Genomic DNA, 24,832 nt, shown 5'->3' on the forward strand with positions numbered 1-24,832 from the left:
GGGGCGGCATTCAACCTCCGTACGTGCACCCGGCCGCGATCCGGTGCACGCGTCGGCGTGAAAGAGGTCGCACGTTGAGCCCGCAGAACCCGAGCGCACACCCGAGCCCGAGCGAGAGCGGGGCGCCGGTTCCAAGTCCCCCGCAGATCCCCGTCGTCGTCCTCGCCGGATTCCTCGGCTCCGGCAAGACGACTCTGCTCAACCACCTCCTGCACCGCAGCGGAGGCAGCCGTATCGGCGCCGTCGTCAACGACTTCGGGGCGATCGAGATCGACGCGCTCGCCGTGGCCGGCGCCCTCGGCGACTCGACCGTCTCCCTCGGCAACGGGTGCCTGTGCTGTGCCGTCGACGCCAGTGAACTCGACGTCTACCTGGAGCGGCTCGCCCACCCCTCCACCGGCATCGACGTCATCGTCATCGAGGCCAGCGGACTCGCCGAACCGGAGGAACTGGTGCGCATGCTGCTCGCCAGCGAACACCCGGGGATCGTCTACGGCGGACTCGTCGAGGTCGTCGACGCCGCCGAGTTCGACGACACCCGCGCGAAGCACCCCGAGATCGACCGGCATCTCTCCCTCGCCGACCTCGTCGTCGTCAACAAGCTCGACCGGGCGGCAGCCGATGCCCCGCGCGTCCTCGGACTCGTCAACTCCCTCACCGACCGGGCCGCCGTGGTGCCCGCCACCTACGGCCGCATCGACCCGGAGTTCCTCTTCGACTGCAGGCCCAGTGAGGAGCGCGTCGGGCAGCTCACCTTCGACGACCTGCACGAGCACACCGGCGACGAGCACGAGCACACCGGCCATCTGCACACCGCCTACGACAGCCTCTCCTTCGCCTCCGACGTGCCCATGGACCCGCGCGGGCTGATGGCGTTCCTGGACAGCAGGCCCGAGGGGCTCTACCGGATCAAGGGGTACGTCGACTTCGGCGCCCACGATCCCCGCAACCGGTACGCCGTGCACGCCGTAGGACGCTTCCTGCGGTTCTATCCCGAGCCCTGGGCGAGCGGGGACGCCCGGCTCACTCAGCTCGTGCTGATCGGTACGGGTCTTGAACTGGCCGCGCTCGGCAAGGAGTTGGAGGCGTGCCGGGACGGCGACGCCCCACAGGCCGACGAGCACGGCATGTGGGGCGTCCTGCGTTACGTACAGGAACCGGAGAGTCAGGAACCGGAATCCGAGCCGGAACCCGACCCGTACTCGGAACCGTAGGGGTCGAGGGCGCGGGCTACACCGGGCCCGCCACCACCGACACCGTCTTCGGCAGGGACACGCCCGAGCCGTCGCGGCGCGGGTCCATCTCGGGGAGTTCGGCCGGGGTGCCGTCCCGTTGCGCGGCCCTGGCCGGTACGGCGCCCGCCCAGGCCAGGGACAGGCAGTCCTCGCCCTTCAGGAAGCGCTGGCAGCGGACACCGCCGGTGGCGCGGCCCTTGCGGGGGTACTGGTCGAACGGGGTCAGCTTGGCCGTCGTCTGGACGGAGTCGTCCAGCGTGCCGCGCGAGCCCGCCACCGTGAAGACGACCGCGTCCACGGCCGGGTCGACGGCCGTGAAGGAGATGACCTTCGCGCCGTCGGTGAGCTTGATGCCCGCCATGCCGCCGGCCGGGCGGCCCTGGGGGCGCACCTGGGAGGCCTGGTAGCGCAGGAGTTGGGCGTCGTCCGTGATGAAGACGAGGTCCTCCTCGCCGGTGCGCAGTTCGATCGCGCCGACGATCCGGTCGCCGTCCTTGAGCGTGATGACCTCCAACTCCTCCTTGTTCGTGGGGTAGTCGGGGACCACGCGCTTGACGACGCCCTGCTCCGTGCCGATGGCCAGGCCCGGGGAGGACTCGTCGAGGGTCGTCAGGCAGACGACCGTCTCGCCGTCCTCCAGGGAGACGAACTCCGAGACCGGCGCGCCGCCGGAGAGGTTGGGCGCGGACGCCGTCTCCGGGAGCTGCGGGAGGTCGACGACGTTGATGCGCAGCAGGCGGCCGGTCGAGGTGACCGCGCCCAGCTCGCCGCGGGCCGTCGCCGGGACCGCCGAGACGATCACGTCGTGCTTGACGCGCCGGGCGTCGGCGTCCTCCGGGAAGGGCTCGCCGTTCGCCGTGCGGGCCAGCAGGCCCGTCGAGGAGAGCAGCACCCGGCACGGGTCGTCGGCGACCTGGAGCGGCACGGTGGCGTCGGGGGAGCCCGCCGACTCCAGCAGGACCGTACGCCGGTCGGTGCCGAACTTCTTTGCCACCGCGGCCAGTTCGGTCGAGACCAGCTTGCGCAGCTCGGTGTCCGACTCCAGGATGCGGGACAGCTCGGCGATCTCCGCGGTGAGGCGCTCCATCTCCGACTCCAGCTCGATCCGGTCGAACCGGGTGAGCCGGCGCAGCGGAGTGTCCAGGATGTACTGCGTCTGGATGTCCGACAGCGAGAAGCGCTCCATCAGACTCTGCTTCGCCTGCGCGGAGTTGTCGCTGGAGCGGATGATCCGGATGACCTCGTCGATGTCGACGAGCGCGGTGAGCAGACCCTCTACGAGGTGCAGGCGGTCGCGCCGCTTGGTGCGGCGGAACTCGCTGCGCCGCCGTACGACGTCGAAGCGGTGGTCGAGGTAGACCTCCAGGAGTTCCTTGAGGCCCAGGGTGAGGGGCTGGCCGTCCACCAGGGCGACGTTGTTGATGCCGAAGGACTCCTCCATCGGCGTCAGTTTGTAGAGCTGCTCCAGGACCGCTTCGGGGACGAAGCCGTTCTTGATCTCGATGACCAGGCGCAGGCCGTGCGCGCGGTCGGTGAGGTCCTTGACGTCGGCGATGCCCTGCAGCTTCTTCGCGCCGACCAGGTCCTTGATCTTGGCGATCACCTTCTCCGGGCCCACGGAGAAGGGCAGTTCGGTGACGATCAGGCCCTTGCGGCGCGCCGTCACGTTGTCCACGGCGACGGTGGCGCGGATCTTGAAGGTGCCGCGGCCCGTCTCGTAGGCGTCCCGGATGCCGCTCAGGCCGACGATCCGGCCGCCCGTCGGCAGGTCGGGGCCGGGGACGTGGCGCATCAGGGTGTCGAGGTCCGCGTTCGGATAGCGGATCAGATGGCGGGCCGCCGCGATGACTTCGCCCAGGTTGTGCGGCGGCATGTTGGTGGCCATGCCGACGGCGATGCCCGACGAGCCGTTCACCAGCAGGTTCGGGAAGGCGGCGGGCAGGGCCACCGGCTCCCGCTCCTGGCCGTCGTAGTTCGGGGCGAAGTCGACCGTGTCCTCGTCGATCGACTCGGTCATCAGGTTGGCGGCCTCGGACGGCCGGCACTCGGTGTACCGCATGGCGGCGGGCGGGTCGTCGTTGCCCAGCGAGCCGAAGTTGCCGTGGCCGTCGGCCAGGGGGACGCGCATGGAGAAGGGCTGCGCCATGCGCACCAGGGCGTCGTAGATCGACGCGTCGCCGTGCGGGTGCAGCTTGCCCATGACGTCGCCGACGACACGCGCGCACTTCACATAGCCGCGGTCGGGGCGCAGGCCCATCTCGTCCATCTGGTAGACGATCCGGCGGTGGACCGGCTTCAGGCCGTCCCGGGCGTCCGGCAGGGCGCGGGAGTAGATGACCGAGTACGCGTACTCAAGGTAGGAGCCCTGCATCTCGTCGACGACGTCGATGTCGAGGATCCGCTCCTCGAACGAGTCGTCGGGCGGCGGGGTCTTCGTGCTGCGGCGGGCCATCGCTGCCGGCTCCTCTTTTCTGGTCGCTCGCCTGGGGGTCGCTCCCCTTCGGCTCACTCTTGCTGAAGCGTGAACGGGGTCTTGACGTGAACCATTGTGGACCGCGGCACTGACAACGCGGACCAGGACCCGGCGTTGGCCGCTCGGCTCCGTCACCGACGGCTGCCGCGTGGGTCCACGTGTGCGACTGCCCGCAGGCTACGCGATCTCGCTCTCGGCGTACGTCCGCCGGGAACTTCGCCGACGGTCCGCACGCTTGCATACAGTGGCGGGACGAGCAGGATTTCTGCGGTTCCAGCCAGAGAATCCGCGATCGAAGGGACGTACATGCCCATGGGTCACACGGCCACCGCCGAGGCAGGGTCCGGCGGTCTGACAGCGACCGAACACCGTTTGGCCAACGGTCTGCGCGTGGTGCTCTCCGAGGACCACCTGACCCCGGTCGCGGCGGTGTGCCTCTGGTACGACGTCGGTTCCCGCCACGAGGTCAAGGGGCGTACCGGCCTGGCTCACCTCTTCGAGCACCTGATGTTCCAGGGCTCCGGACAGGTGAAGGGCAACGGGCACTTCGAACTGGTGCAGGGCGCGGGCGGTTCGCTCAACGGCACCACCAGTTTCGAACGCACCAACTACTTCGAGACCATGCCCACCCACCAGTTGGAGCTCGCCCTCTGGCTGGAGGCCGACCGCATGGGCTCCCTGCTCGCCGCCCTCGACGAGGAGTCGATGGAGAACCAGCGGGACGTCGTCAAGAACGAGCGCCGCCAGCGCTACGACAACGTGCCCTACGGGACGGCGTTCGAGAAGCTGACCGCCCTCGCGTACCCGGAGGGCCACCCCTACCACCACACGCCCATCGGCTCGATGGCCGACCTGGACGCGGCCACCCTGGAGGACGCGCGCGCGTTCTTCCGCACCTACTACGCGCCCAACAACGCGGTCCTCTCCGTGGTCGGCGACATCGACCCCGAGCAGACGCTCGCCTGGATCGAGAAGTACTTCGGGTCCATCGCCTCGCACGACGGCAAGCCCGCGCCCCGTGACGGCGCACTGCCCGACACGATGGGCGGCGAGCTGCGCGAGATCGTCGAGGAGGAGGTTCCGGCGCGCGCCCTGATGTGCGCCTACCGGCTCCCGGAGGACGGCACGCGCGCGTCCGACGCGGCCGACCTCGCCCTCACCATCCTGGGCGGCGGCGAGTCCTCGCTCCTCTACAACCGCCTCGTACGACGCGACCGTACGGCCGTCGCCGCAGGCTTCGGGCTGCTGCGGCTGGCCGGAGCGCCCTCCCTGGGGTGGCTGGACGTCAAGACGTCCGGTGACGTCGAGGTGCCCGTCATCGAGGCCGCCATCGACGAGGAGCTCGCCCGGTTCGCCGCGGAGGGCCCCACGGCCGAGGAAATGGAGCGCGCCCAGGCCCAGTTGGAGCGCGAGTGGCTGGACCGGCTGGGCACGGTCGCGGGCCGCGCGGACGAACTGTGCCGCTTCGCCGTCCTGTTCGGCGACCCGCAGCTCGCCCTGACCGCCGTACAGCGCGTCCTGGACGTGACGGCGGAGGAGGTCCAGGAGGTCGCCAAGGCGCGCCTGCGGCCCGACAACCGCGCGGTGCTCGTCTACGAGCCGATCGCGGACGAGGATGCCGGCGACGACGCCGGCGAAGCAGCGGCCGAGGCCGGCGACGAGAACGAGGAGGCGGCCAAGTGACCGAGCTCGCCACGATGGAATTCCACCCGCAGCCCCAGGCGGGCGAAGCCCGGCCGTGGGCCTTCCCGGCGCCCGAGCGCGGGACGCTCGGCAACGGCCTGACGGTTCTGCGCTGCCACCGCCCGGGCCAGCAGGTCGTCGCCGTCGAGGTGCTCCTCGACGCGCCCCTGGAGGCCGAACCGGCCGGCCTGGACGGTGTCGCCACGATCACCGCGCGTGCCTTCTCCGAGGGCACCGACAAGCACTCCGCCGAGGAGTTCGCCGCCGAGCTGGAGCGCTCCGGCGCCACCCTCGACGCGCACGCCGACCACCCCGGGCTGCGCCTGAGCCTGGAGGTCCCGGCCTCGCGCCTGGCCAAGGGCCTCGGCCTGCTGTCGGACGCCCTCAGGGCACCCGCCTTCGCCGACAGCGAGGTCGAGCGGCTGGTCCGCAACCGCCTCGACGAGATCCCGCACGAGACGGCCAACCCCTCCCGCCGCGCGGCCAAGGAGCTCTCCAAGGAGCTGTTCCCGGCGAGCTCGCGCATGTCGCGCCCGCGCCAGGGCACCGAGGAGACCGTCCAGAAGATCGACTCCGGGGCCGTACGCGCCTTCTACGACCGGCACGTCCGCCCCGCGACCGCCACCGTCGTGGTCGTCGGCGACCTCACCGGCATCGACCTGGACGCGCTGCTCGCCGAGACCCTGGGCTCGTGGACCGGCTCCACCGCCCAGCCGCGCCCCGTGCCGCCGGTGACCGCCGACGACACCGGGCGGGTCGTGATCGTGCACCGGCCCGGCGCCGTCCAGACGCAGCTGCTCATCGGCCGCGTCGGAGCCGACCGGCACGACCGTGTGTGGCCCGCGCAGGTGCTCGGTACGTACTGCCTCGGCGGCACCCTCACCTCCCGCCTGGACCGCGTCCTGCGCGAGGAGAAGGGCTACACCTACGGTGTGCGGGCGTTCGGCCAGGTGCTGCGTTCGGCACCCGACGGCACCGGCGTCTCGATGCTGGCGATCAGCGGCTCCGTGGACACCCCGAACACGGGTCCGGCCCTGGACGACCTGTGGACGGTGCTCCGCAAGCTCGCCGAGGGCGGACTCACCGACGCCGAGCGGGACATCGCCGTGCAGAACCTCGTCGGCGTGGCGCCACTCAAGTACGAGACCGCCGCGGCCGTCGCGAGCACGCTGGCCGACCAGGTCGAGCAGCACCTGCCCGACGACTACCAGGCGACGCTGTACCGGCAGCTCGCCGCGACCGGCACCGTGGAGGCCACCGCGGCGGTCGTCAACGCCTTCCCGGTGGACCGTCTGGTGACGATCCTCGTCGGCGACGCGGAGCAGATCAAGGAGCCCGTCGAGGCCCTCGGTATCGGCGAAGTGACCGTCGTTCCGGCGGAGTAGACGCAACGGCGGCACGCGCGTGTGGGGAGCCCTGATGACTGAACGGTCGTCAGGGCTCCCTATTGTCCGAATTGGGGGAGAGGTTGCCTGTCTGCCCTGTGGCATGCGCTACAAAAACCGTGATCCGTTTGGGGATTGAAAGTGGCCCCCCTTAGCGTCGGTCCGGCTGTCCGTCAGGCACCGCGCCGCACTCGCGGCACCGGACAGTCATCGCCGAGTCCCCGTACGGCGCGAGCCAGGGGAGCCGGGGACCCACATGAGTCCCTGGGGTGAATCGGACGCCCGCGCGTGTGGCGGGGGAGTCCGTAGGAGACCTTCCTGCTCCGAACCCGTCAGCTAACCCGGTAGGCGAGAAGGAAGGAAAGGACCAGCCACTTCATGGCGTTCACCCGCGCCACCGGGAAGCACCGTCGCCCGAGCCGGACCCACCGCACCACCGTTCGCGCCGCGAGTGTCGCGGCTCTCGCCACCTCCGGCGTCGTAGGCACCCTGGCCGCCGCCCCGGCGTTCGCCGCGGAGCCCACCCCCGAACAGACCGGCCTCACCCCTGTCGTCGCCATGGGCGATGCCGTGGCCGAGAAGATCGACGCCCAGGCCGTCGCCCAGCAGCAGGCCGCCGCCGAGACGCTGGCCGAGGAGACCGCCCGCGCCAAGGCCGCCGCCCAGGCCGAGGCGGCCCGCGAGGCCCAGGCGCGCGCCGCCCGCGAGGCCGAGCGCAAGAGGCTCAACACCTTCGTCGCGCCGGTCGCCAACTCCTATGTGTCCACCGGCTACAAGACCGGCGGCTCCCTGTGGTCCTCCGGCGCCCACACGGGCATCGACTTCCACGCCTCGACCGGCACCAGCGTCCACGCGGTGGGCTCCGGCACCGTCGTCGAGGCAGGCTGGGGCGGCTCGTACGGCAACGAGGTCGTGATCAGGATGGCCGACGGCATGTACACCATGTACGGCCACCTGTCGTCCATCGGCGTCTCCGTCGGCCAGAAGGTCACCCCGGGCCAGCAGATCGGCCTCTCCGGGGCGACCGGCAACGTCACCGGACCGCACCTCCACTTCGAGGCCCGCACCACCGCCGAGTACGGCTCCGACGTCGACCCCGTCGCCTACCTCCGCAAGCACGGCGTCAACGTCTGACGACGCACCACCGCACTTCCCGGAGCCCCGGCCCGTCGGCCGGGGCTTTCGGCGTTTCCGGACCCCTCCTGTCCAAAAAATATCCATGGATTCCGGTCCGCCATCGGAAATTCCCGCTGATTGCAATAGAGTCACGGAACACACGTCAATCGTCGACGTTTCACGGGGATTAAGGCGGAGGTCGGACATGCGTATTCCGGCGCACTCGGTATGCACGGCGATCCGGGACGACATCGTCGCCGGTGTCTACGAGCGCGGCGGCCGGCTCACGGAGGAACTCCTCGCGCGCCGGTACGGCGTCTCGCGCGTCCCCGTGCGGGAGGCCCTGCGCACGCTGGAGGCGGAGGGGTTCGTGGTGACCCGGCGGCACGCGGGCGCGTGCGTCGCGGAACCGACCGAGCAGGAGGCCGCCGACCTGCTGGAGATGCGGATGCTGCTGGAGCCGCTCGGCGCCTCACGGGCCGCCCAGCGGCGCACCGAGGCCCACCTCAAGGTGCTGCGCGGCCTCGTCAGGCTGGGCCAGGAGCGCGCCAGGAGGGGCAACAGCGAGGATCTGCGCTCCCTGGGCAGCTGGTTCCACGAGACGCTGGCCCAGGCCTCCGGAAGCCCCGCCCTGACCTCGATGCTGACCCAGCTGCGGCACAAGATCGCGTGGATGTACGCGGTGGAGGCGCCGGCCAACCCCGTGGAGTCCTGGGCGGAGCACGGGGCCATCGTGGACGCCGTGGCGCGCGGCGACGCCGAGCGCGCGCGGGCGATCACGGCCCTGCACACCGAGCGCGCGGGCACCGCGCACCGGCTGCGCTTTCCCGGCGGCGCGAACGGCACGGACCGTGTGAGGACTTCGCAACCTCCCGTAAACATGTCGGGCCTCCGGCATTAACAAGGGCGCCGTATACAAAGAGGGGATAATTCGCGGGGGATTATTTCTGCTGCCCGCAAGTGGAATTGCGAAGGGCTCGCCCGGTAATTCGGGCGAGCCCTTCGAGGTTGCGGCACATCGGTTTTGCGGCGAAATCACCGCAACCATCAATTGCGGGTTGTTCAGACGGTCTCGGGGAGTTCCTCGAGACCCTCAGCGACCAGCTTCGCCAGCCGGTCGAGGGCCGCGTCCGCGCCCTCGGCGTCCGACGCGAGGACGATCTCCTCGCCGCCCTGGGCGCCCAGGCCCAGGACCGCGAGCATGGAGGCCGCGTTGACGGGGTTGCCGTCGGCCTTGGCGATCGTCACGGGGATACCTGCGGCCGTGGTGGCCCGGACGAAGATGGAGGCGGGACGGGCGTGAAGGCCCTCCGCCCAGCCGACGTTGACGCGGCGCTCAGCCATGTGATGCTGCCCTTCAGAGTCTCAGGGTTGTCTAGACCAGTTTCCCACACGTGAAGCGAGCCCGGAGCGGCCTCGCGGACCGTCCGGAAAGGGGTGTCGGACCGCGGCCTCGGCCCCACTTCCCCTCGCTGCTTTCCCCACAGACTGCCTCGCGCCGTTGTCGGACGCGAGCCGTACGCTGGGGCCCATGCAGCAGACCTCGTCGGACCGGCACGAGTACCCCGCCCACTGGGAAGCCGACGTCGTGCTGCGCGACGGAGGTACCGCGCGCGTCAGGCCCATCACCGTCGACGACGCCGATCGCCTGGTCAGCTTCTACGAGCAGGTCTCCGACGAGTCGAAGTACTACCGCTTCTTCGCGCCGTACCCTCGCCTGTCCGCCAAGGATGTCCACCGCTTCACGCACCACGACTTTGTGGACCGGGTGGGACTCGCGGCCACCGTCGGCGGCGAGTTCATCGCCACCGTACGCTATGACCGCATTAGTGCCGACGGGCGTCCCGCGTCCGCCCCCGCCGACGAGGCCGAGGTCGCCTTCCTGGTGCAGGACGCCCACCAGGGCAGGGGCGTCGCCTCCGCCCTCCTCGAACACATCGCGGCCGTCGCCCGCGAGCGCGGCATCCGCCGCTTCGCCGCCGAGGTGCTGCCCGCCAACAACAAGATGATCAAGGTGTTCACGGACGCCGGCTACACCCAGAAGCGCAGCTTCGAGGACGGCGTCGTACGCCTGGAGTTCGATCTCGAACCCACCGACCGCTCCCTCGCCGTGCAGCGCGCGCGGGAGCAGCGCGCCGAAGCAAGGTCCGTACGACGGCTGCTGGTGCCCGGCTCGGTCGCCGTCGTCGGCGTCGGCCGCAGCCCCGGAGGGGTCGGCCGCAGCGTGCTCGACAACATCAGGGACGCCGGTTTCACCGGCGACCTGTACGCCGTCAACAAGGCCTTCCCCGAAGGGCAGAAGGAACTCGACGGGGTGCCGGCCCACCGCTCGGTGCGCGACATCGAAGGCCCCGTCGACCTCGCGGTCGTCGCCGTCCCGGTCGAACACGTCCCCCAGGTCGTCACCGAGTGCGGCGAACACGGGGTGCAGGGGCTCGTCGTGGTCACCGCCGGCTACGCCGAGAGCGGCCCCGAGGGACGCGAGCGCCAGCGCGAACTCGTCCGGCACGCGCGCACGTACGGCATGCGGATCATCGGGCCGAACGCCTTCGGGGTCATCAACACCGCCGTAGACGTACGGCTGAACGCGTCCCTGGCTCCCGAGATGCCGCGCCCCGGACGCATCGGCCTGTTCGCCCAGTCCGGCGCCATCGGCATCGCCCTCCTCTCCCGGCTGCACCGGCGGGGCGGCGGCGTCACCGGCGTCACGGGTGTCTCCACGTTCGTGTCGTCCGGCAACCGCGCGGACGTGTCCGGCAACGACGTCCTCCAGTACTGGTACGACGACCCCGACACCGACGTAGCCCTCATGTACCTGGAGTCCATCGGCAACCCCCGCAAGTTCACCCGCCTCGCCCGGCGCACCGCCGCGGCGAAGCCCCTCGTAGTGGTCCAGGGCGCCGGATCCGCTCCCCAGGGACACGCCGTACGCGCGACACGCCTGCCGCACGCCACGGTGTCCGCGCTGCTGCGACAGGCCGGAGTGATCCGCGTCGAGACGATCACCGAACTCGTCGACACGGGGCTGCTGCTCGCGCGCCAGCCGCTGCCCGGCGGGGCACGGGTGGCGATCCTCGGGAACTCCGAGTCGCTGGGACTGCTGACGTACGACGCGTGCCTCTCCGAGGGGCTGCGCCCGCTCCCTCCGCTGGATCTCACCACGGCGGCTTCCGCGCGGGACTTCCACCGGGCGCTGTCGGAGGCGCTGGCCGACGAGGCGTGCGACGCGGTCGTGGTGACCGCGATACCCGCCGTGGGGGAGGGGCCGGCGGAGGACGCGGCGCTGGCCGAGGCGTTGCGGTCGGCGGCGGAGACCGTCCCCGGGAAGCCCGTACTGGTGGTGCATGTGGAGCTCGGGGGGCTCGCGGCGGCGCTGTCGGCGGCGACCAGTACGGCACCGCGGGCCGTTTCCAGGCGGGAGGACTCCCAGCGCTCCGAGGAGCGACCGCCCAGCGCGGTGCAGGCCTCCGAAGGCGTCGGCCTCATCCCCGCCTACCCCGCCGCCGAACGCGCGGTCCGCGCCCTCGCCGAAGCCGTGAAGTACGCCCAGTGGCGGCGCGAGGCCGTCGACCCCGGCCGGGTTCCCGAGTACGAGGACATCGACGAGAAGGGGGCCGCCGGACTGATCGGCGGGCTCCTCGCGCGCGGGCAGGGCCTCACGCTCGGCGTCGACGAGACCTGCGAACTGCTCGGCATGTACGGCGTCGACGTGCACCGCGCGCTGCCCGCGCCCACCCCCGATGCCGCCGCCGAGGCAGCCCGCGCCCTCGGCTACCCGGTCGCCCTCAAGGCCACCGCCCCGCACCTGCGCCACCGCGCCGACCTGGGCGGCGTACGCCTGGATCTCGCGGACGAGGAGCAACTGCGGCGGGCGTACGCCGAGTTGGGCGAGCTGTTCGGCAGGCCGGAGGAGCTGCGGCCGGTGGTGCAGCGGATGGCGCCCCGCGGGGTCGACACCGTCGTACGGGCCGTCATCGACCCGGCGGCGGGGGCCGTGCTGTCGTTCGGGCTCGCCGGAGCCGCCTCGCAGCTGCTCGGGGACACCGCGCACCGGCTGGTTCCGGTCACGGACCGGGAGGCCGCCTCGCTGATCCGGTCGATCCGGACGGCACCCCTCCTCTTCGGCTGGCGCGGTTCGACCCCCGTCGACACGCCTGCCCTGGAGGAGCTGCTGCTGCGGGTGTCGCGGCTGGTCGACGACCACCCCGAGGTGGTCGCGGTGACCCTGGAGCCGGTCGTCGTCGCCGCGCACGGTCTGAGCGTGCTCGGCGCCTCCGTCCGCCTGGCACCGCCGCCGGTCCGCGACGACCTCGGCCCGAGGACGCTTCCCGTGTACTGACGGACCTCCCGCGCGCGGATCGGCGCTTCCGGGTGCTGGTCCTGTGTACTGAGACGGCTGTGACAAGACCGTGCTCGGCGGTGCCTCGCAGTCAGTGGGCCACCGTAGGATGGACGTCATGGCCAAGACCAGTACGACGACCCAGGGGCTGCGTGCGGCGATCGAGCGCAGCGGCTACTACCCGGCCCTCGTGGCCGAGGCGGTGGAGGCCGCCGTCGGCGGCGAGCCGATCCGGTCGTTCCTGGTCCACCAGGAGACCACGTTCGACCAGAACGAGGTGCGCCGGCATGTGACCGTGCTGGTCCTCACCGGCAACCGCTTCATCGTCAGCCACACCGACGAGCAGGCCGCCGACAGCACGTCCCCGACGCCGTACGCCACGACGTCCACGGAGTCCGTGAAGATCGGCCGGATCTCGTCGGTGGTGCTCAGCCGCGTGGTCGCCAACCCGGAGTCGTACAAGCCGGGCACACCGCCCCGCGAGGTCGTGCTGACCATCGGCTGGGGCGCCGTCTCCCGGATCGACCTGGAGCCGGCGGCCTGTGGTGACCCCAACTGCGAGGCCGACCACGGCTACACGGGCAACTCGACGGCGGACGACCTGAGCCTGCGCGTCAGCGAGGCCGGGGACGGCCCGGAGACGGTGCAGCAGACTCTCGCCTTCGCGCAGTCGCTCTCCGAGGCGACCGCGGACGTACCCCGCTGATGGCGCAGCCCGCAACCTGGGACCACCCCGAACCCCTCGCCGTCACCTCCGCGCCCGTCCCCGAGTACGGCTCCGGCTCCCTCGCCGACCTGCTGCCCACGCTGGCCGCCGGCATGGGCGTACCCGGTACGACCGCGGCGATCCCGGAACTGACCGCGGCCGACCGCAACTGCGTCTTCCTGGTCGACGGCCTCGGCTGGGAGCAGATCAAGGACCACGCCGACGAGGCGCCCTACCTGCACGCGCTCCTGGGCAGCTCGCGCGGCGGCACGGGACGCCCGCTGACCGCCGGCTACCCGGCGACCACCGCGACCTCCCTCGCCTCCGTCGGCACCGGCCTGCCGCCCGGCGCGCACGGTCTGCCCGGCTACACCGTGCGCAACCCGGACACCGGCGCGCTGATGAACCAGCTGCGCTGGCAGCCGTGGACCGAGCCGAAGTCCTGGCAGCCGTACCCCACGGTCTTCCAACTCGCCCAGGACGCGGGCGTGCACGCCGCCCAGGTGTCGTCCCCCACCTTCCAGAACACCCCGCTGACGAAGGTCGCGCTCAGCGGCGGAACGTTCCTCGGGCGGCTGACCGGCGAGGAGCGCATGGACCTCGCGGCCGAACAACTGGCCGCAGGGGACCGCTCCCTGGTCTACACGTACTACGCCGAACTCGACGGCGCGGGCCACCGCTACGGCGTCGCCTCCGACACCTGGCGCGGCCAACTCATGTACGTCGACCGGCTCGTCCAGCGCCTCGCCGAGCAACTGCCGCCGCGCAGCGCCCTCTACGTCACCGCCGACCACGGCATGATCGACGTACCCTTCGACGAGGAGCACCGCATCGACTTCGACGCGGACTGGGAGCTGCGCGCCGGGGTCGCCCTCCTCGGCGGCGAGGGCCGCGCCCGCCATGTCTACGCGGTCCGCGGCGCCGAGAACGACGTACTGACCTGCTGGCGCGAGGTCCTCGGCGAACAGTTCTGGGTGGCCTCAAGGGACGAGGCGATCACGGCGGGCTGGTTCGGCCCGACGATCGACCGGCGCGTCCACGACCGCCTCGGCGACGTGATCGTGGCGGCCCGGGACGACGTCCTGGTCATCGCATCCGAGCGGGAGCCGAAGGAGTCGGCGATGGTCGGCAACCACGGTTCCATGACCCCTGCCGAACAGCTGGTCCCCCTCCTCGAAGTACGCTCCTGAAGCCCCACCGTCCTCCTGTTTGCCGAAAGGTGCTCAACTTCCCATGCCCGAGCTGGTGTTCTTCTCCGGAACGATGGACTGCGGGAAGTCGACCCTGGCGCTCCAGATCGAGCACAACCGCTCGGCGCGCGGCCTGGCAGGGGTGATCTTCACGCGGGACGACCGCGCGGGCGAGGGAAAGCTTTCCTCACGCCTCGGCCTGGTCACCGACGCGGTGGAGGTCGAGGACGAGCAGGACCTGTACGCGTATCTCGTCGACCACCTCTCCCAGGGGGGCCGCGCGGACTACGTCATCGCCGACGAGGCGCAGTTCCTGGCACCCGTCCAGATCGACCAACTCGCCCGCGTGGTCGACGACCTGGGCCTGGACGTCTACGCCTTCGGCATCACCACCGACTTCCGCTCCAAGCTCTTCCCCGGCTCCCAACGCCTCGTCGAACTCGCCGACCGAGTCGAGGTCCTCCAGGTGGAGGCCCTCTGCTGGTGCGGCGCCCGCGCCACCCACAACGCCCGCACGATAGGCGGCGAGATGGTCGTCGAGGGCGCCCAGGTCGTCGTCGGCGACGTCAACCAGTCCGAAGCCGTCGGCTACGAGGTCCTGTGCCGCCGCCACCACCGCCGCCGCATGACGTCGGCCACGGCACGGGCGGCGGCGCTGTCACCGGATGTACTGCCGATGACGTCGGCCTAGTGCACCTGCCACTCGCCGACGTCGTCGGAGAAACCGCTGTTCATGGCGAACTGGACGGTGACGACACGGGAGGTTTTCGGCACCTCGAACGTGATGAAGCCGAGGGCTGTCTTCCCGGTGCCGATCGTGATAGCGCCCGGGAACGGCGGACCGGCCGTTGAATTGTTCAACGATGCGGTGAACCGCTGTCCGTCCTTGTCGATCACGGTCGCCCCGTTGGACGGCGAGTCCTTGTAGACAGCGGTGCCCGTGTTCTTGAGCTTGACCTGCACGGATACGAAACGGTCCCCGGAGGCAGGATGGTCGTACGGCCCGGCGCCGGCCGGATCGACGACCTTCACGACCGTCACGTCGAGCTTCTCACCGGTGTTGATGCCGGTGAGACTCAGCGTGTCTCCAACCTTGGTGTCGGACACCGGCGCCAGAGCCAGCGCCGGAACTGCCAGTAGGCAAGTCAACAGCGGTGCCGTACGACGAAGCATCGCTCCTCCAGGTGTGCGGAGCGGCTGATGAGCCCCATGATCCGCCCGCACCACCCTGGAAGCGACCCGAAGAGCTACCGCGGCCCCTGGATCACCGAGAACATCGCGCCCTCGGGGTCGGCGACCGTGGCCACGCGGCCGTGGGGGCTGTTGTGAGGTGGTTCGAGGGTGTGGCCGCCGAGGGCTGTGACGCGGCGAAGGGCCTCGTCCGTGTCGGCGACCTCGAAGTACGTCATCCAGTGCGGGCCCCGGTCGCGGGGGAGGGCGGTGCCGACGCCGTGGATGCCGGCCACCGGGGTGCCGTCCAGGTGCAGGGTGACGTAGTCGAGGTCGGCGGACTCGACGGGGACCTCCTCGTAGCCGAAGACCGCCTCGTAGAACTTGGCGACGCTCGCGGTCTCGAAGGTCAGCAGCTCGTTCCAGGCGGGGGTGCCGGGGACGCCCGTGATGGACGTGCCGAGGTGTTCCGCGACCTGCCAGATGCCGAACACCGCCCCCGACGGGTCGGAGCCGATGGCCAGGCGGCCGGCCTCGGCCGCGTCCAGCGGGCCCACCCCTACCGTGCCGCCGCACATCCGTACCGTCTCGGCCGTCTGGTCCACGTCGTCCGAGGCGAGATACGGCGTCCAGGCGATGGGCAGATGCCGGTCCGGCGGCAGCTGGCCGATGCCGGCCACCTCCTGCCCGTCGAGCAGGGCCCGCACGTAGGGGCCGAGCTGATGGGGACCGGGTTGGAATTCCCAACCGAACAGCTCCCCGTAGAACTCCTGAGTCGTCGTCATGCCGTGCACCATCAGACTCACCCAGCAGGGTGTGCCCTGCGTACGCCGAGTGTGCGTGTCGCCGTTCAGGCCGGCCGACCCCCGTGCCTCGGTCATCGTCACCTTCTCCTCGGCCCCTCGCGGTGGCCGTTTCTTCCGCACTGCGGATCCGCGTGCCGCAACCGCGTCACGCCCCGAGCCGATGCTCGCACCCCCTGCGGCGCCGCGCGCCCCGGCCGCGCCGTCGACGGGCGGCCCACGTACGGAGGATGCCCGGTCTGTGGCCCCTCGTCCGTTTCTGGTTGATTGCCGTGGGGTGTCCATCGGTTGTACACCATGTGCTCGATCCCGTACGCCTCGTGATCGAGACTGTCCGGCGGGCAGAGTAGTCGGACCCGGCCGTGTCGGCCACCCCTTGCGCGAGGATGGTGGCCATGAACGCCATCATCTCCGCACCCGAACTGGCGAGCGCTCTGGCAGGGACGACCCCGCCGGTCCTCCTCGACATCCGCTGGCAGCTCAGCGTCGCGAAGGCCGCAGGTGAACCGCCCTTCGACGGACGCGCCGAGTACACGGCCGGGCACATCCCGGGCGCCGTCTACGTAGACCTCGACCAGGAGCTGGCCTCGGCCCCCGGCGCCCGCGGCCGGCACCCCCTCCCCGGCACCGCGAGCTTCGGCGCCGCGATGCGCCGGGCGGGCGTATCGGCCGACCGCGCGGTCGTCGTGTACGACGGCGGTCAGGGCTGGGCGGCGGCCCGCGCGTGGTGGCTGCTGCGCTGGGCGGGTCACCCGGACGTGCGGGTCCTCGACGGGGGCCTTCCCTCTTGGGAGGGTCCTTTGGAGACGGATACGCCGACGCCGGCCGAGGGCGACTTCGCGCCGGAGCCGGGGGCCGTGCAGCTCCTGGACGCGGACGGAGCCGCCGCACTGGCCCGCAGCGGGGTCCTGTTCGACGCCCGCGCGGGAGAGCGTTACCGGGGCGAGGTGGAACCGATCGACCGGGTCGGCGGCCACATCCCGGGCGCCGTGTCCGCGCCGACCAACGAGAACGTCGGCACCGACGGCCGCTTCCTCCCGGCGGAGGAACTGGCCGCCCGCTTCAAGTCGTTGGGCGCCACGGAAGCCGCGGGCGTCGGCGTGTACTGCGGCTCGGGTGTCTCGGGCGCCCATGAGGTACTCGCGCTGGCGGTCGCCGGCATTCCGGCCGCGCTCTACGTCGGTTCCTGGTCGGAGTGGTCCTCGGACCCGGAGCGACCGGTCGCCGTGGGTCCTGATCCCCAGTAACCGCCCGTACGACGGCGAGGGCCCGCTGCCGAACCTGCAGCGGGCCCTCGCCTACGAGCAACTGTCCTGCTATTCCTGCTTCTTCCTCCGCGTCCCGAAGACGATCTCGTCCCAGCTCGGGACCGCCGCTCTGCGGCCCGGGCGGACGCCGTCCGCCTCGGCCTGGCGGTCGGTGGAGCCGATGAGCCGGTCGCGGTGGGCGCCGACGGAGCGGGGCATGAGGACGTCCGCATAGGCCGAACCGGCCGAGGCGGCGGGTGCCGGGGGCTCCTCCGCCTCCGGTTCCTCGACGGGCTCCTCCGGGGTCTCCGAGGGGCGCTCGGGGACCACCATGTCGCCGCGGAAGCTCGGTACCGCCTCCAGGAGGCTGGTGAGCGAGTCGCGCTCGCTCTCCTCGACCACCTCGGGCGACGGCAGCGCGGGACGCTCCGGGCGCTCCAGGGCACGGTCGAGCGGGCGGTCGCGGGGCAGCCGGGCGATCCTCGGCACGAACGGGAAGCTGGGCTCGGGGGTGGCGGAGAGGTCGTCGGACTCGCCGATCAGCGAGCGCGCCTCGTCGTCGACGGCCTGGACGAGCCGCCGGGGCGGGTCGTACGTCCAGCTCGCCGAGTGCGGTTCGCCCGCGACCCGGTAGACCAGCAGGACCTCCCAGGTGCCGTCGTCGCGGCGCCAGGAGTCCCACTGGACGGTGTCCTTCTCGGCGCCGCGCAGCGTCAGACGTTCCTGCACGGCCTCGCCGAGCTGGGGTCCGGCGTTCTCACCGGGGCGGCGGACAGGGGTCTTCCGGGCACGCTCGGCCATGAAGGCACGCTCGGCGAGCACGGGACCCTCGAAGCGGCGCACCCGGTCCACGGGGATGCCGGCGAGTTGCGCGACTTCCTCCGCTGAGGCGCCGGCACGTATACGTGCCTGGATGTCTCGGGGGCGGAGATGGCTCTCCACCTCGATCTCGATCTGGCCGAGGCGGGGACGGTCGCCGCGTACGGCGGCGCGCAGACGCTCATCAATCGGAAGCGTGTACTCCGTGCTGTCCGCAGCCTTCAGCACCAGCCGTGTGCCGTCGTTAGAGACGGCCACGACACGCAGTTCGGGCATGGGGACCTCCCGGGTGGTGCCTGCCGACGTCACGTGCGTCGCTGCTTCCGCTAGTCGAGTGTGGCCTGCCCGGGTGCAGCCTGCCACAACCTTGCCGAGTTGCCCGGCGTGTCGGGCACGGGCCCGGACTCGCCGTTATGGCACGGTTACCTATTCGCAACGCTAAGTGACCAACTACGTCACCCTGTGCAACTGGCCCCCTCTGGGCGGTCCAAAAGGCCGCGGACGCCCTGGCAGGAGACCGCACCCAGGGCTCGCAACAGTACTCCATTTGGACCACGTGCGTGGATTGGCACGCCACCCAACTTCTTGTGGGGGACGGGACTTGACGGTCCGGAGCGGGGTTCGGGCGATCTTGGAAGTGGCGTACTTCACGCAATAGCCCGAAACGGAACCATCTGAGCCTCCCGCTCGTCGCGGGGAACCGGGTCCGGCCGATTCCCCGCCCGAGTCGCCCGACGGCTACTGACCCAGCACCCTTCGCAAGTAGTCGTTCTGGAACCGCCGTTCAGGATCCAGCCGGTCGCGCAGCGCCGTGAACTCGCCGAAGCGCGGATAGACCCCGGCGAAGTACTCGGCGTCCCGGGTGTGCACCTTGCCCCAGTGCGGCCGGCCCTCGTGCGCGGTGAGGATGCGCTCGGCGGCGGTGAAGTACGCCTGATACGGCGTGCCTTTGTACATGTGTACGGCGATGTAGGCGCTGTCCCGGCCGGAGGCGGTGGACAGGGCGATGTCGTCCGCGGGCGCGGTGCGGACCTCTACCGGGTAGCTCACCCTGAAGTCGGACTGGTCGACCATCGCCTTGAGTTCCCGCAGCGTGTCCACCAGGGCCGCGCGCGGGACGGCGTACTCCATCTCGACGAACCGGACCCGGCGGGGCGAGGTGAAGACCTTGTAGGGGATGTCCGTGTACGTCCGCGTGGACCAGGCCCGGGTGGAGATCTGCGCGATGGTCGGGATGCTCGCGGGCGCCGCGCGGCCGACCCAGTTGGCCACCTGCCAGAGGCCGTTGGAGACGAACTCGTCCTCGATCCAGCCGGCCACCTTGCCCACCGGCTGCTCCGGGCCCGCGCTGCGGTTGTTGCGCTTGGTGTTGGTGCTGCCGGTGTGCGGGAACCAGTAGAACTCGAAGTGCTCGTTCTCGGCCCAGAGTTCGTCGAAGCGTCCGGTGACCTCGTCGAAGGTCATCGGCTCCTCGCGGGCCGTGAGCAGGAAGACGGGCTCCACGGCGAAGGTGATCGCGGTGACGACGCCCAGGGCGCCGAGGCCGATCCGGGCCGCCGCGAAGACGTCCGGGTTCTCCTTCTCGGAGCAGGTGAGCACCGAGCCGTCGGCCGTCACCAGCTCGAGTCCCCTGATCTGGGCGGCTATGGAGGCCGATTCGCGTCCGGTGCCGTGGGTGCCGGTGCTGGTCGCCCCGGAGACCGTCTGCTCCATGATGTCGCCCATGTTCGTGAGAGACAGACCCTCGCGCGCGAGAGCCATGTTGAGTCTCTTGAGCGGGGTGCCCGCCTCGACCGTGACCGTCAATGCATCGCGATCAATGTTGCGGATGCCGGTCAACAGTTGAGGACGGATCAACACGCCGTCCGTGGCGGCGATCGATGTGAAGGAGTGCCCGCTGCCGACGGCCTTCACCGTCAGACCGTCCTCGCCGGCCCTCCGGACGGCCGCGGCCAGTTCCTCGACGGAGGCGGGCGTGACCTCCCGCGCGGGCCGGGACGCGACCGTCCCGCCCCAGTTACGCCACGTGCCGTTCTTCGCGCTCGCTGTGGTGCCCAACAACGGTGCCTCCCCGACCCGGTGCCGGTCTGCTGAGCCGGCGGAACCCGAGGAAACCGACCGCGACCGCGACGGCTCCGGCGACCACCGGAACCCCGTACCCGGCCCGCGCTCCGGCTGCGTCGATCACCCAGCCGGCGACCGAGGAACCGAGCGCGACCCCGACCGCCAGGCCGGTGCTCACCCAGGTCATGCCTTCGGTGAGCTTCGCGCGAGGTACGTGCTCTTCTATGAGGGACATAGTCGTGATCATCGTGGGTGCGATGGACAGTCCCGCAAGGAACAGCGCCACGGCCAGAAGCGGCAAGTTTCCGACCAGTAGGAGGGGGATCATACTCACGGCCATCGTGCATATGCCCAGCAGCCACCGGCGTTCGGGCGCTCCCCGGAAGCGCAGCAGCCCGAACACGACCCCGGCCACACAGGACCCCGCCGCGTACAGGGCGAGCACCACACTGGCGCCGCCCTTGTGACCCCGCTCGTCGGCGAACGCGACGGTGACCACGTCGACCGCCCCGAAGATCGCCCCGGTCGCCACGAAGGTGGCCACCAGCACCTGGAGACCGGCCGCCCGCAGCGCCGAGCCGCCTCCCTCTGCGCCCTTCACACGCGGGTGCGGGGCTGGCTCGGTGGCGCGCTGAGCCGTCAGCCAGAAGACGCCCACCGCCAGGAAGCAGGCGGCCAGCAGGGGCCCCGCCTCCGGGAACCACGCCGTGGACAGCCCGATCGAGATGATCGGCCCGAAGATGAAGCACACCTCGTCCACCACGGACTCGAAGGAGTACGCCGTGTGCAGCTGCGGGGTGCCCCGGTAGACGGCCGCCCAGCGCGCGCGGACCATCGCGCCCAGACTCGGCACCGAGCCGATCCCGGCGGCACACACGAACAGCACCCAGTCCGGCCACCCGAAGCGGGCGGCCAGCAGCAGTCCGGCCGCCGCCGTCAGCGCGACGAGCGTCGCCGGGCGCAGCACCCGCCGCTGCCCGTACTGGTCCACCCACCGTGAGATCCGCGGCCCGATCACGGCGGCGGCCAGTGCGATGGTGGCCGACAGCGCGCCCGCGAGGCCGTAGCGCCCGTTGATCTGGGAGACCATCGTGACCACGCCGATGCCCATCATCGACAGGGGCATCCGGCCGAGGAACCCCGCGGCGGAGAAGCCCTTGGAGCCGGGGGCGGCGAACAGGGCGCGGTAGGGGCTGGGCACTGGTGACTCCGGTCGAAAGGGCGCGGTGGCGGCTCGGTGGTGCGGGGGCGGCGATGTGATGACGGCTCAGTAAGGTGCAAATGCGGCTGATACAGCTTACGAGCAGGTGGGGCCCGTTGCACCCGCCCGTACCGCGCTCGATGCACCCGCCCGTACCGCGCTCGATGCACCCGCCCGTGCTGCCCCCGGCGCACCTCCCCGGAAGCCCCGGGTTCGCGGCCCGGCACCCCTGCGTTTCCCGGCTGTCAGTGGCGGGTGGCAGGATCGGAGACATGCCAGACGTGCTCGATGCCACTCCCTACGACGCCCTGCTCCTGCTCTCGTTCGGCGGCCCCGAGGGCCCGGACGACGTGGTTCCGTTCCTGGAGAACGTGACGCGCGGGCGAGGCATCCCCAAGGAACGCCTCAAGGAAGTGGGGCAGCACTACTTCCTGTTCGGCGGGGTCAGCCCCATCAACGACCAGAACCGCGCCCTCCTGGACGCCCTCCGCAAGGACTTCGCGGATCACGGCCTGGACCTGCCGGTCTACTGGGGCAACCGAAACTGGGCCCCGTACCTGACGGACACCCTGCGCGAGATGGTCGCCGACGGCCGCCGCCGCATCCTCGTCCTGGCCACCAGCGCCTACGCCTCGTACTCGGGCTGCCGCCAGTACCGCGAGAACCTCGCCGAGTCCCTGGCGACCCTGGAGGCCGAGGGGCTCGAGGTGCCGAAGGTCGACAAGCTGCGCCACTACTTCAACCACCCCGGCTTCCTGGAGCCGATGATCGACGGGGTGCTCGAATCCCTCGCCGACCTCCCCGAGGACGTCCGTTCCGGCGCCCATCTCGCCTTCTCGACCCACTCCATCCCGACAGCCGCCGCCGACAGCTCCGGGCCGGTCGAGGGCCACGGCGACGGCGGGGCGTACGTCGAGGAGCACCTGGACGTGGCCCGGCTGATCGCCGACGCGGTCAGCGAACGCACCGGGATCGACCACCCCTGGCAGCTCGTCTACCAGTCCCGCTCCGGCGCCCCGCAGATCCCGTGGCTGGAGCCCGACATCTGCGACCACCTGGAGGAGCGCCACAAGGCCGGCGTCCCCGCGGTCGTGATGGCGCCCATCGGCTTCGTCTCCGACCACATGGAGGTCCTCTACGACCTCGACACGGAGGCCACGGCCAAGGCCGGGGAACTGGGCCTGCCGGTCCGCCGTTCGGCCACCGTGGGAGCCGACCCGCGCTTCGCCGCCGCCGTCCGTGAACTCGTCCTGGAGCGCTCCGCAGCGGAGCGCGGGCAGCAGGTCACGCCCTGCGCCCTGGGCGCCCTCGGCGCGAGCCACAACCTCTGCCCGGTGGGCTGCTGCCCGGCCCGCGCCCCGCGTCCCGCCGCCGCGGGCGCCGACAGCCCCTACGCATGAGGAGCGCCGTGACCGACCCCCTCCACCAGGAACTGCTGGCACTCGCCCAGGAGGCCGCCCACAAGGCCGGCGCGCTGCTGCGGGACGGCCGCCCGGCCGACCTCGCGGTCGCCGCCACCAAGTCCAGCCCGATCGACGTCGTCACCGAGATGGACATCGCGGCCGAGAAGTTGATCACAGACCTGATTTCCGAACAGCGGCCCGACGACGGTTTCCTGGGCGAGGAGGGTGCCTCCGTCACCGGCACCAGCGGTGTCCGCTGGGTCATCGATCCGCTCGACGGCACGGTCAACTACCTCTACGGACTGCCCACTTGGTCCGTCTCCATCGCGGCCGAGCTGGACGGCGAGACCGTCGCCGGGGTCGTCGCGGTCCCGATGCGCGGCGAGACGTTCCACGCGGTGCTCGGCGGCGGGGCGTGGGCCACGGGCGCGTGGGAGGGCGAACGCAGGCTCGCGTGCAGGCCCGCGCCGCCCCTGGAGCAGGCTTTGGTGTCGACCGGCTTCAACTACGTCACCGAGGTGCGGGTCCATCAGGCCGATGTGGCGCAGAAGTTGATCCCGTTGCTGCGGGACATCCGGCGGGGCGGCTCGGCGGCCGTCGACCTGTGCGATGTGGCCGCGGGCCGGCTGGACGGTTTCTACGAGCGGGGGCTGAACCCGTGGGACCTCGGCGCGGGGGACCTGATCGCCCGTGAGGCGGGCGCCCTGACCGGTGGACGGCCCGGAGAGCGGCCCGGGCGTGATCTGGCGGTGGCGGGAAGCCCGGGAGTCTTCGAACCCCTCCAGCGCCTCCTGGAGGACTTCGGCGCCTGGCACGACTGACGCTCACAAGACCAACGGCGCGAGCCCTCACCCAACGGCGAGGGCCCACCCACTCCCACTGTCCCCACGCGTCGGCCGAGAGGGAGCCGTAGGGGCGCGCCGGTGTCGAGAGGCCCAGCGCGCGGAGGCGCGCAGCGCCGAGCACGGTGGGGCTCTCGACACCGGCTTGAGGCGCCCCGAAGGCGACCGAACCAAAAGAGGTGCGCGCGCACGGCGCCTGCCCAACACCGGCCCGGCTACCCGAAAGACAAAAAGCAGCAGAACCCCGGCGCTGGATTCGCCAGGGTTCCGCTTTTCTGCTGTTTGCGCTGATCAGACGCTCGTCGCGCTGACCTCCACACCGTGGTCGGCGGCGAGGCGGCGCAGGTCGTCCAACTCGGCCTGTTCCACCTCGACGAGGAAGTCGTCGCCCTCGTCGCGAGCCCGCGTCAGGTCGGTCTCGGTCGCCCTTATGCGCTGCAGAAGTCCTGCGGTGAATGCGTCCATGCTGCGCCCCCTCGTCCTGGGTCGTGGGTCGGGTGGCACGGGGGTGTGCCGTTCGGAAGGGGCGATCACGTCTGCGGATGCGGGTGCCCAGCGCTGCCCTGGCTGGGCGGCGACGGTGCCGGACACCCACGCCCGCTCTGCGGAAGCGTTGGACGTACCACAAGGTGGCTTGCCACATGCAGAGCGTGATCGCGGGGTGTAAAGCCGTCCTCCCCGCAGTCCCTCCGGTGGAAACCTCAACCCATCGAGAAAATCCCGCATTCCCGGGCCTCATACCCGACCTTCATCTTGCGCCCCGCCGCCTTACAGCCGACTTATGGCCGAAAAGGGCAGGATGGAGGTCACACAGCCACGAAGACCCTGCCCGCGTGCGCCGAAACGCGCTACGCGGGTGGACAGAGGAAGGACAAGCGACGTGCGCGTACTCGTCGTCGAGGACGAGCAGCTGCTCGCCGATGCGGTGGCCACCGGACTGCGCCGGGAGGCCATGGCCGTCGACGTCGTGTACGACGGTGCGGCCGCCTTGGAGCGCATCGGCGTCAACGACTACGACGTGGTCGTCCTCGACCGCGACCTCCCGCTCGTGCACGGCGACGACGTCTGCCGCAAGATCGTCGAGCTCGGCATGCCCACCCGCGTGCTGATGCTCACGGCGTCCGGCGACGTCAGCGACCGTGTCGAGGGCCTGGAG

At 71.1% G+C, this 24,832-nt stretch carries 21 protein-coding genes and 1 riboswitch; of the genes, 13 read left to right on the plus strand and 8 right to left on the minus strand.

Annotated features, from left to right (window positions below; all coding sequences use genetic code 11):
• Positions 1–74: 74 nt before the first annotated feature.
• Positions 75–1,214 carry a CobW family GTP-binding protein gene (locus SSP08S_RS38265; protein ID WP_019072937.1) on the plus strand — a complete coding sequence of 380 codons (1,140 nt, stop codon included), beginning with the start codon at positions 75–77 and terminating at the stop codon, positions 1,212–1,214.
• A gap of 16 nt (positions 1,215–1,230) precedes the next feature.
• Here SSP08S_RS38265 and SSP08S_RS38270 read toward each other — a convergent pair whose 3' ends face one another.
• Positions 1,231–3,687 carry a DNA gyrase/topoisomerase IV subunit A gene (locus SSP08S_RS38270; RefSeq protein ID WP_019072938.1) on the minus strand — a complete coding sequence of 819 codons (2,457 nt, stop codon included), beginning with the start codon at positions 3,685–3,687 and terminating at the stop codon, positions 1,231–1,233.
• Positions 3,688–4,020: 333 nt separating this feature from the next.
• On the opposite strand from SSP08S_RS38270, the gene SSP08S_RS38275 reads away from it, so the two are divergent.
• The 4 genes from SSP08S_RS38275 (at position 4,021) to SSP08S_RS38290 (ending at position 8,793) form a co-directional block, all read left to right on the plus strand.
• Positions 4,021–5,391: a M16 family metallopeptidase gene (locus SSP08S_RS38275; RefSeq protein ID WP_019072939.1), complete on the plus strand. Its 1,371-nt coding sequence runs from the start codon at positions 4,021–4,023 to the stop codon at positions 5,389–5,391.
• Positions 5,388–6,776: a M16 family metallopeptidase gene (locus tag SSP08S_RS38280; protein WP_019072940.1), complete on the plus strand. Its 1,389-nt coding sequence runs from the start codon at positions 5,388–5,390 to the stop codon at positions 6,774–6,776. The genes SSP08S_RS38275 and SSP08S_RS38280 overlap by 4 nt, the downstream gene beginning before the upstream one ends.
• 201 nt (positions 6,777–6,977) lie before the next feature.
• Positions 6,978–7,141, plus strand: a riboswitch (cyclic di-AMP (ydaO/yuaA leader).
• 13 nt (positions 7,142–7,154) lie between these two features.
• Positions 7,155–7,910: a M23 family metallopeptidase gene (locus SSP08S_RS38285; protein WP_019072941.1), complete on the plus strand. Its 756-nt coding sequence runs from the start codon at positions 7,155–7,157 to the stop codon at positions 7,908–7,910.
• A 187-nt stretch (positions 7,911–8,097) separates the two neighbouring features.
• Positions 8,098–8,793: a GntR family transcriptional regulator gene (locus SSP08S_RS38290; protein ID WP_019072942.1), complete on the plus strand. Its 696-nt coding sequence runs from the start codon at positions 8,098–8,100 to the stop codon at positions 8,791–8,793.
• Positions 8,794–8,954: 161 nt separating this feature from the next.
• Here SSP08S_RS38290 and SSP08S_RS38295 read toward each other — a convergent pair whose 3' ends face one another.
• On the minus strand, positions 8,955–9,236 hold the full coding sequence (locus SSP08S_RS38295; protein WP_019072943.1) for an HPr family phosphocarrier protein: 282 nt from the start codon (positions 9,234–9,236) through the stop codon (positions 8,955–8,957).
• A 187-nt stretch (positions 9,237–9,423) separates the two neighbouring features.
• On the opposite strand from SSP08S_RS38295, the gene SSP08S_RS38300 reads away from it, so the two are divergent.
• From SSP08S_RS38300 to SSP08S_RS38315, 4 genes are all read left to right on the plus strand, one after another.
• Entirely contained in the window at positions 9,424–12,231 is a 2,808-nt protein-coding gene (locus SSP08S_RS38300; protein WP_019072944.1) for a bifunctional acetate--CoA ligase family protein/GNAT family N-acetyltransferase, read from the plus strand.
• Positions 12,232–12,349: 118 nt separating this feature from the next.
• On the plus strand, positions 12,350–12,937 hold the full coding sequence (locus tag SSP08S_RS38305) for a DUF5998 family protein (RefSeq protein WP_019072945.1): 588 nt from the start codon (positions 12,350–12,352) through the stop codon (positions 12,935–12,937).
• Complete coding sequence (locus SSP08S_RS38310; RefSeq protein WP_019072946.1) at positions 12,937–14,127, plus strand: alkaline phosphatase family protein; 1,191 nt, start codon at positions 12,937–12,939, stop codon at positions 14,125–14,127. Before SSP08S_RS38305 ends, SSP08S_RS38310 begins: the two co-directional genes overlap by 1 nt.
• A gap of 43 nt (positions 14,128–14,170) precedes the next feature.
• Complete coding sequence (locus SSP08S_RS38315) at positions 14,171–14,818, plus strand: thymidine kinase (protein ID WP_019072947.1); 648 nt, start codon at positions 14,171–14,173, stop codon at positions 14,816–14,818.
• Here the strand turns inward: SSP08S_RS38315 and SSP08S_RS38320 are convergent.
• Entirely contained in the window at positions 14,815–15,234 is a 420-nt protein-coding gene (locus SSP08S_RS38320; protein WP_245608035.1) for a DUF4352 domain-containing protein, read from the minus strand. The genes SSP08S_RS38315 and SSP08S_RS38320 overlap by 4 nt on opposite strands.
• A gap of 140 nt (positions 15,235–15,374) precedes the next feature.
• Complete coding sequence (locus tag SSP08S_RS38325; RefSeq protein WP_019072949.1) at positions 15,375–16,178, minus strand: VOC family protein; 804 nt, start codon at positions 16,176–16,178, stop codon at positions 15,375–15,377.
• A 317-nt stretch (positions 16,179–16,495) separates the two neighbouring features.
• On the opposite strand from SSP08S_RS38325, the gene SSP08S_RS38330 reads away from it, so the two are divergent.
• Positions 16,496–17,347 carry a sulfurtransferase gene (locus SSP08S_RS38330; RefSeq protein WP_019072950.1) on the plus strand — a complete coding sequence of 284 codons (852 nt, stop codon included), beginning with the start codon at positions 16,496–16,498 and terminating at the stop codon, positions 17,345–17,347.
• Between the two features lie 69 nt (positions 17,348–17,416).
• On the opposite strand, the gene sepH is transcribed toward SSP08S_RS38330, so the two are convergent.
• The 3 genes from sepH to SSP08S_RS38345 all read right to left on the minus strand — a co-directional run bounded on the left by sepH (position 17,417) and on the right by SSP08S_RS38345 (position 21,431).
• A complete protein-coding gene (sepH, locus tag SSP08S_RS38335; RefSeq protein ID WP_019072951.1) occupies positions 17,417–18,442 on the minus strand; it encodes a septation protein SepH in 1,026 nt (341 codons plus the stop codon).
• A 462-nt stretch (positions 18,443–18,904) separates the two neighbouring features.
• Positions 18,905–20,224, minus strand: a complete 1,320-nt coding sequence (locus tag SSP08S_RS38340; RefSeq protein ID WP_019072952.1) for a D-arabinono-1,4-lactone oxidase — start codon at positions 20,222–20,224, stop codon at positions 18,905–18,907.
• The gene (locus SSP08S_RS38345; RefSeq protein WP_019072953.1) at positions 20,184–21,431 is read right to left on the minus strand and encodes an MFS transporter; all 1,248 of its coding nucleotides are present in this window, start codon (positions 21,429–21,431) and stop codon (positions 20,184–20,186) included. Before SSP08S_RS38345 ends, SSP08S_RS38340 begins: the two co-directional genes overlap by 41 nt.
• Positions 21,432–21,703: 272 nt before the next feature.
• On the opposite strand from SSP08S_RS38345, the gene SSP08S_RS38350 reads away from it, so the two are divergent.
• Together SSP08S_RS38350 and SSP08S_RS38355 are read left to right on the plus strand one after the other, a co-directional pair.
• Positions 21,704–22,831 (plus strand): ferrochelatase, encoded by a 1,128-nt coding sequence (locus tag SSP08S_RS38350; protein ID WP_019072954.1) that lies wholly within the window; start codon positions 21,704–21,706, stop codon positions 22,829–22,831.
• Between the two features lie 8 nt (positions 22,832–22,839).
• Positions 22,840–23,655: an inositol monophosphatase family protein gene (locus tag SSP08S_RS38355; protein WP_019072955.1), complete on the plus strand. Its 816-nt coding sequence runs from the start codon at positions 22,840–22,842 to the stop codon at positions 23,653–23,655.
• 312 nt (positions 23,656–23,967) lie between these two features.
• On the opposite strand, the gene SSP08S_RS62670 is transcribed toward SSP08S_RS38355, so the two are convergent.
• A complete protein-coding gene (locus SSP08S_RS62670; RefSeq protein ID WP_019072956.1) occupies positions 23,968–24,141 on the minus strand; it encodes a hypothetical protein in 174 nt (57 codons plus the stop codon).
• 415 nt (positions 24,142–24,556) lie between these two features.
• On the opposite strand from SSP08S_RS62670, the gene SSP08S_RS38365 reads away from it, so the two are divergent.
• Positions 24,557–24,832: response regulator (locus tag SSP08S_RS38365; RefSeq protein WP_019072957.1), on the plus strand; the 276-nt coding region annotated here is incomplete at its 3' end.

The organism is Streptomyces hokutonensis (genome assembly GCF_000376565.1).
In the GTDB taxonomy this organism is placed as follows: Bacteria; Actinomycetota; Actinomycetes; order Streptomycetales; family Streptomycetaceae; genus Streptomyces; species Streptomyces hokutonensis.

Bases quoted from the DNA above. Each gene is read 5' to 3' on its own strand.
- SSP08S_RS38295 (WP_019072943.1), bottom strand. From the start codon at position 9,236: ATGGCTGAGCGCCGCGTCAACGTCGGCTGGGCGGAGGGCCTTCACGCC.
- SSP08S_RS38325 (WP_019072949.1), bottom strand. From the start codon at position 16,178: ATGACCGAGGCACGGGGGTCGGCCGGCCTGAACGGCGACACGCACACT.
- SSP08S_RS38285 (WP_019072941.1), top strand. From the start codon at position 7,155: ATGGCGTTCACCCGCGCCACCGGGAAGCACCGTCGCCCGAGCCGGACC.
- SSP08S_RS62670 (WP_019072956.1), bottom strand. From the start codon at position 24,141: ATGGACGCATTCACCGCAGGACTTCTGCAGCGCATAAGGGCGACCGAG.
- SSP08S_RS38330 (WP_019072950.1), top strand. From the start codon at position 16,496: ATGAACGCCATCATCTCCGCACCCGAACTGGCGAGCGCTCTGGCAGGG.
- SSP08S_RS38305 (WP_019072945.1), top strand. From the start codon at position 12,350: ATGGCCAAGACCAGTACGACGACCCAGGGGCTGCGTGCGGCGATCGAG.
- SSP08S_RS38350 (WP_019072954.1), top strand. From the start codon at position 21,704: ATGCCAGACGTGCTCGATGCCACTCCCTACGACGCCCTGCTCCTGCTC.
- SSP08S_RS38290 (WP_019072942.1), top strand. From the start codon at position 8,098: ATGCGTATTCCGGCGCACTCGGTATGCACGGCGATCCGGGACGACATC.
- SSP08S_RS38315 (WP_019072947.1), top strand. From the start codon at position 14,171: ATGCCCGAGCTGGTGTTCTTCTCCGGAACGATGGACTGCGGGAAGTCG.
- SSP08S_RS38300 (WP_019072944.1), top strand. From the start codon at position 9,424: ATGCAGCAGACCTCGTCGGACCGGCACGAGTACCCCGCCCACTGGGAA.
- sepH (WP_019072951.1), bottom strand. From the start codon at position 18,442: ATGCCCGAACTGCGTGTCGTGGCCGTCTCTAACGACGGCACACGGCTG.
- SSP08S_RS38310 (WP_019072946.1), top strand. From the start codon at position 12,937: ATGGCGCAGCCCGCAACCTGGGACCACCCCGAACCCCTCGCCGTCACC.
- SSP08S_RS38270 (WP_019072938.1), bottom strand. From the start codon at position 3,687: ATGGCCCGCCGCAGCACGAAGACCCCGCCGCCCGACGACTCGTTCGAG.
- SSP08S_RS38275 (WP_019072939.1), top strand. From the start codon at position 4,021: ATGGGTCACACGGCCACCGCCGAGGCAGGGTCCGGCGGTCTGACAGCG.